Origin of the sequence: Levilactobacillus fujinensis (genome assembly GCF_003946335.1) — a bacterium.
In the GTDB taxonomy this organism is placed as follows: Bacteria; Bacillota; Bacilli; order Lactobacillales; family Lactobacillaceae; genus Levilactobacillus; species Levilactobacillus fujinensis.
This window is the reverse complement of sequence record NZ_RHNX01000009.1, coordinates 71663-86099: the sequence shown is the minus strand read 5'-3', so window position 1 is coordinate 86099 and position 14437 is coordinate 71663. Positions and strand designations below refer to the sequence as shown.

At 47.8% G+C, this 14437-nt stretch carries 5 protein-coding genes; 1 reads left to right on the top strand and 4 read right to left on the bottom strand.

Annotation, left to right across the window (positions count from 1 at the left end):
* Positions 1-652: 652 nt before the first annotated feature.
* Complete coding sequence (locus EKM89_RS05230; protein ID WP_125686356.1) at positions 653-3112, bottom strand: phosphoketolase family protein; 2460 nt, start codon at positions 3110-3112, stop codon at positions 653-655.
* A 432-nt stretch (positions 3113-3544) separates the two neighbouring features.
* A complete protein-coding gene (locus tag EKM89_RS05225) occupies positions 3545-4402 on the bottom strand; it encodes a glycosyltransferase family 8 protein (protein WP_125686363.1) in 858 nt (285 codons plus the stop codon).
* Positions 4403-4589: 187 nt separating this feature from the next.
* On the opposite strand from EKM89_RS05225, the gene EKM89_RS05220 reads away from it, so the two are divergent.
* Positions 4590-5228 (top strand): glutathione S-transferase N-terminal domain-containing protein, encoded by a 639-nt coding sequence (locus EKM89_RS05220; protein WP_225421820.1) that lies wholly within the window; start codon positions 4590-4592, stop codon positions 5226-5228.
* Positions 5229-5396: 168 nt separating this feature from the next.
* Here EKM89_RS05220 and EKM89_RS05215 read toward each other — a convergent pair whose 3' ends face one another.
* Both EKM89_RS05215 and EKM89_RS05210 read right to left on the bottom strand, forming a co-directional pair.
* The gene (locus EKM89_RS05215; protein WP_125686354.1) at positions 5397-12773 is read right to left on the bottom strand and encodes an MBG domain-containing protein; all 7377 of its coding nucleotides are present in this window, start codon (positions 12771-12773) and stop codon (positions 5397-5399) included.
* A complete protein-coding gene (locus EKM89_RS05210) occupies positions 12754-14427 on the bottom strand; it encodes a lectin-like domain-containing protein (protein WP_125686352.1) in 1674 nt (557 codons plus the stop codon). Before EKM89_RS05210 ends, EKM89_RS05215 begins: the two co-directional genes overlap by 20 nt.
* Positions 14428-14437 lie beyond the last annotated feature (10 nt).

Here is a 14437-nt window from a genome sequence, read left to right as displayed (position 1 = left end):
TCATTCTCACTTTCAATTAGTTTTGGTCGACGATGTTGATGTGGGGCAGTGTGCCCCTTTTATTATACAGAAAATGGCGTCGACAGATTTCTCTATCAACACCAAATATCATAGAACCATTGTTTGTGTGAGAACTCCAATGATACCTGAGATTTACGTCTTGGTGTATTTATTTTGTCCTAAATTCTAAGTGGCTAACTTGATTATAAAATTCGCCAACGTTACTTGAGGGTGATCTTATTAGAATCCGGGACATAACTCGTATTCTATAAGAAAATGAGGTAGTAAATTCTCGAATTTTGTTCAATAACAGTAAGCACCCAATAACTGACCGTATTGAAAACTTAAAAATAAAGCGAACTCTCGTTTTTTGAGAGTTCGCTTTATTTTCTCCATGTATTTAAGCTACTTCGTCTTGTTTACTACCGCTGATTATTTTAGTCCCTGGTTTGAAGTTCCATGGCAAATAAGCTTCTAAATCTGCCGAATTTGCAAATGTTGGAAGTTGCGGAATGTTTTTCAATAAATATTCGGTGCTTACGATAACGTCACTAGACTCTGTGCGACCGCAATCCGCAATTTAAACCAAAAAAAAGAGACCAGCTCATTTCTGAGCTGGTCTCCCGAGTTTTAATTAACGTTAATTAAAGAATTACTTCTTTAATGGCGTCCATTGCCACTTCGTAAATTCTTCGATATCGCGACCTTCGTCACGCGTAATCTTCATGTGCTTAGCTAAGATGGTGTCCATCTTGGCGTCGAAGGCCTTACCGGCAGCTTCGTCGATAACACCCTTGGCGATCAAGGTGTTAACAGCGTCCTTGGCTTGGTGGAACCGGTCAAGTTCGGAGTAAACACGCATGTCGTAGGCAGTCGTGATGTCACCGTCTTCACGGTAACCATGGACGTGTAGGCCTAAGTGTTGACGTTCGTAGAACATGGATTCGATCAAGTCTTCGTAACCGTGGAAACCAAAGATAACTGGCGTCCCGGATTCGCCGAAGAATGACGTGAATTCAGCATCGCTCAAGGCACGTTCGTCGTTCAGAGGTCCGTTCTTCTTTTGAAGACGTTCCAATTCAACAACGTTGACGTAACGCATCTTAACAGCTGGGAATGCAGCATTGAGCAAGTCAATGGTTGCCAACGTTTCGATGGTAGGTTCAACACCAGCGGAAGCAAAGACGATATCAGCATCTTCGCCTTCAGCAACAGTGGAAGCCCAGTCGATAGTCTTCAAACCGGTGTTAGCCAGTTCTTCGGCTTCGGCAATGGAGAACCATTGTTGACGTGGTTGCTTGGAAGCAACGATATGGTTCAACTTTTGACGGTCCTTGAAGGCCCGATCAAATACAGCCAAGAGTGAGTTAGCATCTGCTGGCAAGTATTGGCGAATGAAGTCAGACTTCTTTTCAGCCAAGTGGGTCAACATACCTGGGTCTTGGTGGGTGTAACCGTTATGGTCTTGTTGGAACACAGTCGAAGTAGAAACCAGGTTCAATGATGGGTAATCATTACGCCATGGTTCTGCAGCGGCTTGACGGATCCACTTGAAGTGTTGTGTCGTCATTGAGTCGACAACGCGCAAGAATGATTCGTAAGACGTGAACACACCGGTACGACCAGTTAAGGTGTACCCTTCAAGCCAACCTTCAGCTTGGTGTTCTGATAATTGGGCATCCAAGATACGGCCTTCTGGGGCTTCGTATTGGTCATTTGGTTCCTTGACCTTACTCATCCATTGACGGTTGGTAATCTTGAACATTTCCCAAAGACGGTTAGACATCGTTTCGTCAGGTCCGAAGATCCGGAATGACGTTGGGTTCTTCGTAGCAACGCCAGCGAAGAAGGTTGACAGAACGTTCATATCCATGTTCTTGTTGCCATCTGGCAATTGGGTCCCACGGTTACTTGCGTTGATGTCGTTACCGAAGTCTTTCCAGTTAGGCAGGTCAAGTGTTTCAGGCTTTTCGCCACGAGCACGGCCACCATTAGCAACTGGGTTAGCAGCCATCCGCTTGTCGCCCTTAGGAGCGAAATCAGCGACTTCTGCCTTCAATGAACCATCCGTGTTGAATAATTCAGCAGGCTTGTATGAGTTCATCCAAGCTTCGAATTCTGGAAGTTCGTCAAGCTTACCTTGTGCCAAACCAAGCGGAACTTGGTGAGCACGGAAGGAGCCTTCGATTGGTTCACCAGCTGGGTTCGTCTTAGGACCACCCCAACCCTTAGGCAAACGTGCGATAACGACTGGCCAAGCGGCAACTTCACCGTCTTCGTACTTGCCGTTTTCACGAGCGTCCTTTTGGATTTGCTTGATGTCAGCGATAGCTTGGTCAAATAACTTAGCAGCCTTTTCGTGGTAAGTCATGTAATCATGAATATCGTCGTTTTCAAGGAAACGAGGTGACCAGCCTAAACCTTCAAAGAACTTAGCGATCTTGTCGTCGCTCATCCGTGAGAAAAGAGTTGGGTTGGAAATCTTGAATCCGTTTAAGTCAAGAATAGGTAATACGGCACCATCGTTCTTAGGGTTCAAGAACTTGATGGAGTGCCATGCAGTCATAGCTGGGCCAGTTTCAACTTCACCATCACCAACAACCGTAAAGGCAATTTGGTCTGGGTTGTCTAAGACAGCACCAGTCGCATGGGAAAGTGAGTAACCAAGTTCTCCACCTTCATGGAGTGAACCAGGCGTTTGGGCAGTCATGTGGGAACCAATTCCACCAGGGAATGAGAACCGCTTGTACAGACGTGACATCCCTTCAAGGTCCTGAGTGATTTCAGGGTAAGCATCCGTGTACGTGCCGTCCAAGTAAGAGTTCGTTACCATTACTTGGCCACCATGACCAGGGCCACCAATATAGAACATGTTCAAGCCGTACTTGTTGATCAGACGGTTAGCGTGCGCATACAGGAACGTTTGTCCTGAAATGGTACCCCAGTGTCCGATAGGCTTAACTTTAACGTCGTCCTTTTGAAGTGGGGTATTCGTTACTGAGAACAATGGGTTGCTCTTCAGGAAGATCATACCACCGGAAAGGTACGTTGTAGCACGCCACCAAGCGTCAACTTTTTCCAGGTAAGACTTGGAATCAAAATCTACTGCCATGAATTCTACACTCCTTCGTGTCGTTGAGTTGCATCTTCTAAATTAACATCAATGAGTCAGAGTCAATTTGTATTCTTTAACTATACTAAACTTTTCGAAAAAGTCAACCTTTTTCTAAAGTGGTACGACCCAATATCTGGACAAATCACTTTTCACGGCCAACACAACTTGCAAATTCCGTACCGAAATCGACCTTTTGAGTTCGCACACGACCCTTCTATCGGTTGCCACGACTTGTTTTCCCAGAAATTGAATTAAAAATCCAAATTTCGTTTTCAGTATACCAGATTTTCACCGTGAAGCATCGTGGTTTACTCGCGGCCGGAGAATTTTCTTCCAGGCAAGCTACCCCTTTCATTTTCAAATGGGCGCGATTTATACCAAAACAGGCTAAGTCGCTGCGCGGCCCAGTCTGTTTTCAGTACGTTCATTCTAGTTTTCATCTACAGTCGGCCGACTTAGCTTCGGTATTAGCCGCCGCAACTGCTGCTGATAGTTCAGGAATAGTCCGGTAAACTTGCTGTCACTGTTGGCATCCCAAGGCTTGGGTGTGCCACAATAGTGCAGAATGACCGTGTGCGCCATCACCCAGTGAATGTCGTGCTGGTTCAGACTACGTGTCTGGTAAGTCAGGTATTTCCGCGTATCGTAATTCCAGATTTCCTCAGGAATTTCTACGATATCTGACCCGTATAAGAAGTTAAGTACATCTTGGTCCGGTAAAAGGAGCTCGCTTTGGTGTTCCGCAATCATCGCAGTAATATCTTCTAGCCTAATTTTTGCCCGTGCTTGGTCGAGATCGATCACTAGTACGCCGGAATTGAAATAACTGGTCGTCGTCCCCAATCGTAGTTGATTTACGCTGTCTACCAGATTAGTGACCCCGCGATGAACGGCTGCCGCTAGCATGTGGCCGTTCAAATCCAACTCCCAAAGTGACCGCAAAGGATTGATGACCAATAAATCCGGGTCTAAATAGATGACCCGTTTGACCGATTGTGGCAGAATCTGTCCGCTCAGTAATCGGAAGTACATCTCCTTCGGGTACCGTTTGATCAGCGGCACCCCACCGGCAAAGTCCGTCTGTACCTGCTCGTTACTGAACTGCCAGCCGAATGCAATCGTCAAATTCTGGACATCGGCAACTTCTGTGGCTGTCAGACTAGCATGCACCAGCCACAAGTGAATCTGTTCGTCCGGATTGTTTGCGTGGACCGAGTAAAGCATGACCTTTAGCGGCGCCAAATAGCCCGCATTGAGGGTGACCAGAAGATTGATTTCATCAGACAAGGTGTCCACCGACTTTCGTTATTATTTCAACTTTCTCTTCCATTTAATCATTTTTCACTGGATTAAACACGACTTGTGGCTACGGTTGTCTGTTTTTATTAATACCTCTTTTTCTGAGGCAACTTGCTTAGGAATTGCACCTCCGCCAGTTATACTGAAAATATTACAGCTAAGGAGCGTGATCTGAATGATGAAGTTAACGTTATTTTATGCAGCTGGTGCGAGTCCCATGGCAGCCCACATTTTACTTGAAGAACTTGGCCTTCCCTATCAACTGGAAAAGGTCAATTTGGATAACAAGACGTGGTCGCAAGGTAATTATAATCTTTTGAATCCCAAGTCTTACGTGCCGGCCCTTAAGGTTGATGATCAGCCACTATTGACGGAGTGTGCCGTAATTCTCGAGTTTATTGGCAACCAGTCAAAATTCATGCCGCAGTATGCGACTCCCGCTTACTGGAAACAGCGGGCCTGGCTCAACTACATTGCGACAGAGCTACATAAAAACTTCATTTCACCCTTCCGACCAGGCAACTGGCTCCCAAATACGACAGACTCCAAGCAACTGGTATGGACGCGTGTGCAACCCCGATTGGCCTTTGTAGAACATCAGTTAGCAGCGAGCGGGCCCTATTTACTGGGCGACACCTTCTCCGTAGCCGATTCCTACCTCTTCGTCATGACTAATTGGATGAAACGCCTTGGTTATAATTTCGTCAGTCTCCCGCAACTGGAAAAATTCGATAGTCTCATGCGACAACGTGCAGCCGTTCAACGGGTCTTTCAACAGGAAGGCGCGCCGCATTCTTTGGTGGATGGGGAATAACGATTATAATAGTAAAGTTTGGCCGGTTAATTGTGACCTACTAGACTTTTTTCAGTCGTAGCTTATAGTAATAATATTAACCGGTAAAACTAAGCTAACAAAGAAGGCGTAAAGTCAGTTTCCTGGCCTTACGCCTTCTTTTTAATCCCCATATTAACTATTACTCATCTAATGTCGCTTACGAACAACCGGTGTCACCAACAAAGACAGTAGCAACGCACCTAAAGCGGTCAAGAAGCTTTCGTTCTTTTGCCCCGTTTGTGGCAGTTCATTCTGCTGTCGCTTCATTGGTTTCTGCGGTTTCTGCTGAGACTGTCCAGCAAGGTTGCGTACATGCTCTGCACTAGCGATTGCAGGTGACTGTCCGTGACGATTTATTTTGTTTTGAAGCTGGGCTTTTGAAGTCGGCATTCGTTTAGGTGAATTCTCCTGCTTGCTTACTCCGGCGTTCTTCAGAACTTTCTTCCGTGACGTTGCCTGACGACTGTTCGTTTCATCAGCCGTCTGGCGTGTAAAGGATGGTACCGTCCCAGACGCATCAAACTTAACAATCGTCACGCCACCCATTCCGTCAGGTAAAATTGCAAGTAAGGAACCAGGGGCAATTGTCCGTTGCTCGACAAGGTAACCATCTCTCAGTTCACTAATGATCCGTTTACCCGTTATTGGATCATAAGTATAGACGACTTTACTGCCATCTGGCCATTGCTTGGTAATCGTCACAATCTTATCAGACTCATTGGTCGCAGTCGTATCGTAACTAGCTGAATAGTGCGTAAACGTCGGCATCGTTTCTGACGGACCAAACTTGACAATCGTTTCACCACCAGTACCATCCGGCAACGTCACTTCTGACTCACCGGGAGCAACTGTGCGCGGATCAACTGTTTTACCATTCTTCCGTTCGCCAATCGTCCGCTTGCCAGTCGTTGGATCGTAGGTATACGTTGTTCCGCTACCATCTGTCCACTGTTTAGTTACGTTGACGATGTTGCCAGCAGCGTCCTTTGTCGTGGTTGTAACATTGCCCGCTATGTCGATATCTTTCGTCGTTGTGTAGTGGTCAAACGTTGGTTGTGCCCCAGGCTGACCGGCATTGACCGTTGTTTCACCGCCAGCACCATCCGGCAACGTCACTTTTGACTCACCAGGCGCAAGCGTCTGCTGGTCGACTGTCTTACCATCCTTCTGCTCTGTAACCGTTCGTTTACCAGTGCTTGGATCATAAGTGAACGTTGTCCCACTACCATCTTGCCACTGCTTGGTAACCTTAACCACGTTATCCGTAGCATCTTTCGTCGTATTCGTAACATTACCGGCCGAATCAACAGTCTTTTCGGTCGTATAGTGGTCAAATGTTGGCTGCTGGGTTACAGGATCAAGTGTAACCACACTGACTGTATTTCCACCATCAGTTAGCGTTGCTTTAGCAGATTCCGGCGTAATTACTTGCTGATCAACATCCTTACCGTCCTTCTGCTCATGCACAGTTCGCTTCCCCGTTGTCGGGTCATAGTCATAAGTCGTTTGGCTGCCATCCCGCCAGTGCTTATCAATTTTGACCACGTGACCGTCCGGATCTTTTTCGGTTATCGTCACATTACCAGCTGAATCAATAGCCTTACCCAAGACCTTTAGCTGACCAGGGATGACTTTCACCGCATAATTCGGATTATTGGTCACGATGCCAATTGCGTAAGTTCCAACCGCCTTGCTATCTGGTTCCACGTACTGCAAATCTAATCCTGGCTTGTCATTGGCCAGTGAACCAGCAATTAATTCCACCTGATTCTCAGGGCTCTGGTGGCCAGCATACATTTCCCGGTTAGCCACTTGAACGGTAACTGACCGTTTAGCAACGCTTAACTGGCCCAGACTAAACGTCGTGAATTTATAGTTTGGATTTTTCTTAACCAAACTGTCCTGCGCTTGCTTCGTTAACTGAACCGTGTAGTCACCGGCCTGTAAGTCAGCTACGGCAACGACCTGCTTTTGCGAATCGATAACTTCCAAGTCACTCAGAGCGAAGTTAGAAGCGAAACGAAGAAAGCTAAATCTCCCCGTAAACGTTGGCATATTTCCATAAACAACTTTTGCATCATCAATTCTAACTTGGGCATCGGCCGGATTAATCGTTAGCTTACCGGGCAAAACAACTGTCGTGTAATTCTGATTCGTTGCCGTTCCAGTAATCTCATACGTCCCAACCGTTTCACCCGACTGACGCGTCAATTCGACTCCTAAAGCGGTTTCTTTGTCGCCCCTTACCAATTGTTGAGATGGATCCACTAAGGTTAGTGTCGGATCAGATTGACCAAATTTCTTGGTTTGATCAGCTACGGTGACCGTGACCACCCGTTTAACAATTCCTAACGTTCCGGGGGTGACGGTTACCTGATAGTTCTGACTCGCGGCTGAACCAGTGATTGCATAAGTACTAGTATTTTCTCCAGCCACTCGCGTCAACGTCACGCCCAAAGCGCTTTCATTATCGTGATTGACCAACACTTTATCGCTATCAGATAAGGTCAGTGTCGGGTCGCTCTCGCCATAGGTTTTGAGCTGGCTACCGGCAGTCACAGTGACTACCCGCTTCTTGATGGTAAACGTTCCTGGCGTGACCGTGACCGCGTAGTTCTGACTGTTGACTGCGCCATCAATGACATACGTCCCGGAATCTTCGCCGACTTTCCGCGTCAACGTCACGCCTAAAGCGGCTTCGGTATCGCCGTTCACGACGACGTCCTTGCCATTAGTCAACGTCAACGGCCGGTCAGTATCCCCATAGATTTTGCTCTGGTTATCAGCAATGACCGTAACATGCCGCTTCGTAACAGTTAACATGCCGTTCGTCACCGTGACTACGAAGTTCGGATTGCTGGCAGTTCCAGAAATGGTATAGGTCCCCACGTTGGTCGCCGTCCCACAACTCAACTGGAGGTGGAGATCAACCGGCTGTTGGTCAGCTGCTAGCGGTGTGTTGGCATCAATCTGCCAGGTTAACTCAGGATTCGAGTTACCATAAACTTTTTGCTGGTTAGCGACCGTCACATTTACTGGTCGTGGATCAATGAGTAGATCAGCCTTAGTAAATGCGACCGCGTAGTTTACGTTATTACTGGTTCCGGTAATGGCGTAACGACCACTAGTTTCGCCGGCGACACGCTTCAAGACAACGTTCAAGTCGTTACGCGTATCCGTCAATTTTAACGGTGTTTCATCCGCAATTTGCCACGTGTTTGTCGGGTCAGTGTCACCGTAGACCTTACGCTGGTTAACGATGATTACTGAGAGGGCTCGCGGCGTAATGGTCAATTTACCATCCGTCACAACGACCGTATAATTGTTGTTCTTGGAACTGGCTGTGGTCGTATAAGTCGCAACATTTTCGCCAGCCTGACGACTTGAAACCAATGCCAGATCCGCTAAGGTTTGATCAGCGGCTAATGGTTGAGAATCTGCCGCCAGCTGATAGGTTGGCTTCGGGTCACTGTTGCCATATATTTTGGTCTGTGGATCGATAGTCACTGCAACGACACGCGGGTCAATAGTCAGGGTCCCATTCGTGATGGTTACCTTGTAATTCGAATTGTCGAAGGTCCCCGTAATCCGGTAACGCCCGACGTTTTCACCCCTGTCACGTGTCAAAACAACCTGTAAATCGGCACGCTTATCCTTTAACTGGAGCGGTGTCGTATTCGAAATTCGCCAAACATAAGCCGCATCATCCGTACCATAAACTTTCCGTTGATTGTCAATGATCACTGAAACGTTGCGGGGCACAATAGTTAATGTGCCATTTGTCACTTCGACCGTATAGTTCTTATTCTCGGAATGACCTGTAATGGTATATTTACCGACAGTTTCACCGGTAGCACGCGACAAGACCATCTGCAGTGCCGTTGATTGTTCGTCCGGGGCCAGCGACTTTTCAGTACCTAATTTCCAGGTTAATGGTTGATCCGAATCACCATACGTCTTCGTGGCATCATCAATCGTGACTGCCACGACGCGCGGGTCAATCCGCAAACTCCCATTGCTAAAGACCACATTGTAGTTCCTACTGTCTACCGTCCCCGTAATGGCATAGTTGCCAACGTCTTCGCCCGCCGTACGAGTCGTTATGACGTTTAACGTATCATCAGCGACTAGTGGCGTTTGGGCATCAACCTGCCAAGTGTACTGGGGATTGTCGGCACCGTAAACTTTCCGCTGATTATCAATAACTACTGAAATGTTGCGTGGCAAAATTTTAAACGTGCCATTTGTGACCTTGACCGTATAATTCGTATTCATCGACTTACCAGAGATAACGTAGCTGTTAACGTCCTCACCTGGTTCACGAGTGACAGCCATCTTCAGGTCGGCTGGCTGCTCACCGTCAGCGAGTGGCGTATCAGCTGATAGGCTCCAGGTTAAGTCAGGGTCCGGATTGCCATATGTCTTCTCTTGATTAGCGATGGTCACTGCGACAACCCGTGGGTCGATGAGCAAATCACCAGCAACGACCGTTACATCATAATTTTGACTAGTACCAGTTCCAGTAATCGCATAACGACCACTGTTTTCGTCTTTAACGCGGCTCAAATCAACCGTCAAAGCTGTCGTCGCATCCCCATTGACCAACGGCGTATCGGCTGATACTTGCCAAGTGTAATTGGGCTCAGTCGTGCCATAAGCCTTTCGCTGATTATCAGCAATGACTGTCACTGGCCGTTTCGTCACGGTCAACGTGCCTTTATTTACCGTGACAGCATAGTTCTGATTGTTAGTGGTCCCCGTAATGTCATACTGCCCGACGTCCTCACCTTTCGTACGAGATAGCTTGACGTTTAACGTATCACCCGTAACTGGTGTTGGCCCAACCTGATAGCTAAACGATTCGTCAGCCGCACCATAAACCTTATGCTGACTGCCAATATCGACCGTCACGGCTCGCTGCGTAATCGTCAATATACCTTTAGTAACTGTCACATCATAATTTTTATTCGTAGCCGTTCCAGTGATGTCATATTCGCCAACATTCGAACTCGTATTTTCCCGCGTTAAATTTAAACCTAGACTTGCCAGGTTATCGTCATAGGCCAGCTTCGTCGGATCAACAGTCGCCGTGAACGCAGGATCAGCGTCACCATACTTCTTCGTCACATCATCGGCCTTGAGCGTAATTGCCAGGGGCTTAATTTCTAAATTTCCCGGCGTCACGGTCACAGTGTAGTTTCCATTCGTCGCTGATCCGGTAATGTCATACTTCCCAACGTTTTGGCCCAGGTCTTGACGGCTAAAGTTCAGTCCCAGGTCATCTAGCGTCTCCGTGTAAGCTAATTTCGAATTCTTATCCAGCGACCCCGTGAACTTGGGGTCGTTTTCGCCGTACGTCTTGGTCTTATTATCAGCCTGCACCGTCACGGCTCGTGGGTCGATGGTCAACGTTCCGGCATTAACTTTCACCAAATAGTTTTTATTCGCCGACGTTCCCGTAATGGCGTAACCATTAGCGTTAACATTGTTACCAGTTTCTCGGCTCAGTGTGAAGTCCAAACTGTCTTTGGTGTCGTTTGGAGCCAATGATTCCTGATCAACTTCCCAAGTAAAGGGTTGATCGGCATCACCGTATGTCTTGGTCTGCGAACCAACATCGACCGTAATCTCTCGTGGCGCAATCGTCAACGTTCCCGGCGTCACCGTCACCGCATAGTTCGAAGTATCAACCGCACTACCCGTAATGGCGTAATCCCCAACGGTTTCACCCGTGGTACGTGTCAATGTCACATCATCCTTCGTCAGGGTATAGCCATCGGGAAGTTTTGCGTCCTCTAAAGCAAACGGTTGATCAGTATCACCATATGCCTTCGTCATAGGCTTAGCCGCCACCGTCACGGGCAACTGGGCAATCGTGAAGGTCCCCTTATTAACCGTAATGTCATAGTTGCTATCCAATGCGGACTTAGCCGCATCCAGTGTGATGTCATAGTGCCCAGCATTTTCTCCGGCTGTTCGTATCAACTTGACACCCAAACCATCTACCGTATCGCCATTAACTAACCCATCAGCCGAATCACTCGTCAAATCTAAGGTTGGATCATCGGCCGTGCCATACGTTTTACCGTGGTCTTGAGCCGTAACCGAAATTGCTCGCGGCTTGACGGTCAGTGTTGCCGTGCCAAATGATGTGAATTTGTAATTGGCATCGCTCTTCAAAGCTGCCTGTGCCGCAGCTGTGTAGCGAATCGTATACTTGCCATTTACCTGTAGATCCTTAATAGCCACGACTTTTTGAGTTGCCTCATCAATAACTTCAAAGTCGCTCTGTACAATCTGATGGTCGGCCTTGTCATTAGTCGGCAATTTAGTCGAGGCGCTCCCCAGACTGCCAGTAAAGGTTGGCCAACTCCCAGTCGTCCCATCGCCACCGTAATCGACAGTAGCTGCGTCAATCGTTGCTGCGGTCTCTAAGGGATTGATCTTCAACATGGCCGAAACATACAGTCCAATTTGCGTGTTTGCCGAATTCAGACTCTTCAGGTAAGCTCGTCCCGCATCGGTTAATTTGAACATATAATTACCCACGCTTTTTGGAATGACCGCAGCGCCATCGGGGTCTTTTTGGTTAAAATAGGCAAAATAGGCCGGGTTGTTAAATTGCTCCGCTGTCACTGACACACCAAAATCAGGACCAACGGCAACGGTTGGAAAACCGATCTGCTCGCCATAGTCCTCTCCCCAGGAGTTAAAGGTAATCAGGCTACTTGCAGCATCTTTATTTGTCGTCGCCAAGTTGCTTAGATCCAACTCAAAATCAGTCAGTAGGTCTTGGACCTGTTGCAAAGCCGCATAACCATTCTGACCATCATTATAAATAGTGTCAGCCGTTGCCCCCAGCTTGGCCGCCTCAAAATCAGCCTTCGCAATTCCGTTTTGCTTAGAAATTCCCGTATAAATTTCACTGACTGAGGACAGCAACGCCTTAGCCGCATCGATCTGTGCTTGCGTTAATCCCGTAATATTAGTGAACGTCTTATACATTGTCGTTGCTCGCGTATTGTAGTCATCTGCCTTCGCTTGATTAGCCGTGGCCTGTTGTTCCCAATAGTCCAACGTAGCAGCCGTGGGCAAGAGTAAACTGCCACTCGTCTGGGGTTGAGTTTTATCCGTAGAGTCCGTTGCGGTTGCATTTCCAACGTCTGACCAGTAATAATCTGAACTCCCCACTGTTTTACCACCGCTCACGACGGGGTCGCCACTAGTATCTGTCAGTGGTTGCTGATTCAAGTCAGTCGTAATTGATTGACCGGTTCCCACCGTCACTGCCGCTGCTGTTGTCACATCTTTACCATCGACCGTCTTCCCCGTAGTCGTATAATAATGGTTAACCGGGGTTGCCGTATCCGTGGTTGTCGTCGTATCTGGATTAGTCGCAGTCTGATCAATAGCCAAAGTATCATTCGCAATCTTATCGCCATTAGTCGGTGCCGCAAGAACTACCTGTGTCGGCGTGTACCCCGGGATCTGAACCAAGACCGGTTTACCAGCAACTGCGACCACCGTAACCGGCTGTAGCCCCGCAATTGGCTGCTTTCGTTTTCGAGTCGACCGGGGTCACTTTAGCCGTGAACGCCAATCTGACAGGTACCGTCATCGTTTGGTCGTCGCCATCCTTTACGGTATATGTGTAGTACGTATCGTCGGCAATAGCCTTATTCCCAATAGATCGTGCGATCCCATTGCTGCTAGGAGTTTGCTCGCCATCGATGACGTAAACGTTGCCGGCAGAATCAGTCGGTAACACTGAAACCAAATTTGGGTTGACCAAACCAGCCGCAACAGCCCGCTGAGCAGCAGCCTGCGTTGAGAAGACGGAAACGGTGTCTCCAATGTTAGCAACCGCCGTGACATTGGCGTTGTTTAATAGCGCGTCACTGTCCGCTGAGTCGACTAAATTGACCGCTAACGGCATGGTTTTGGGGGTGTAAGTGAAACTATCGATTTTGGCAGAATAATCGTTCCAATTTCCCCCTGTTGAAGCGGCGACCGAGATTGAGTAGCCCTGGCTCGTGTCAGAAATGGTTCGCACAAAGGTTTGGTTGCCAAGGACCATGGTAAGTTGCTTCTTGTCCGCATTATAATCCATCGTAAATTTATTGAGCGTATTCACAGTACGATCATTTAGACTAACTTGGCTGGCCGACTTCCACTCACTAGAATTCGCAACCGCCTGTAATGCGCCACTAGCATTCGTTGTTCGCCATCCAAAGTAGGGACTGGAACTCGGATCATGTTTATCCTGATTATTGTACTCGTCAAAAACAAATCCAAAAGCATTATCGAGGCCACCAATACCAAGATCACCACCAGAACCGCCTTCCGTTGCTTTCGCGGGCTCACCGGGTGCAAAAACAATTCCGACACTATCGGCACCACCAGTGGTTTTGCTCCCAATTCCAAGCGCCCCAATCAGCGAAAAATTATGACCAAAGTCGATTTCATGCTCGAATGAAACGTGAGCGGCTTGGTGCCCCTGCATTGATGTTGCCGTCCCACCTGCAGAATAATTATTATGATAACCATTAGACGTCAGTTGAATACTGCCATCGTCACCAATGCTTTGATTGCTTTTGTTCTTAGCTGGATTGTTATCTTTGTCACTGTCATCTCGATTTTCAACCGTTGCCGTAAAATGGCCAGCAATCTGATCGGCAGTCAACTTAACCTCCGACGTATCCACGCCAATATCAACAGACTTATCTTGTGAAAGTACAGGATAAGCTTTATCACTACCAGTCGTTGTTGGCGTAGCTGCTTGAATCTGGGCAGACGCCGCCACTGGCGCGGTCGTATGGATTGCCTCTTCTGACGCTGCATCTTGTTGTTCCGGCGTTGTTACCAGCTTCTCATTGGTGGCTAGTGATGCATCCGATTCTGGATTCGGTGTAGCTGGCGTCGTTGGTGCCGGTGTCTTAGCCTCGGGTGCCACCACCGGTTCAACACCTGGCTGACTGTCAGACTTTGCCGAGACCAAACTTGAACCCGTTTCAGTTGCGGCATGGACGTCAACCATGCCAGTCCCTTCGGCTAATGCTAACGCCGAAAATGTGACGACTAGGCTCCCGAAGATTCGCGTTTTTACTTTCCACCCTGTATGTCCTTTGTATAGAATGAAATTCTTTTTTATCTCCTGATTACTTTCTCTTTGTCTCAAAACTGAAATC

Excerpts from the sequence above, each read along its gene's own strand:
- EKM89_RS05220 (WP_225421820.1), top strand. The coding sequence starts at position 4,590 with ATGATGAAGTTAACGTTATTTTATGCAGCTGGTGCGAGTCCCATGGCA.
- EKM89_RS05230 (WP_125686356.1), bottom strand. The coding sequence starts at position 3,112 with ATGGCAGTAGATTTTGATTCCAAGTCTTACCTGGAAAAAGTTGACGCT.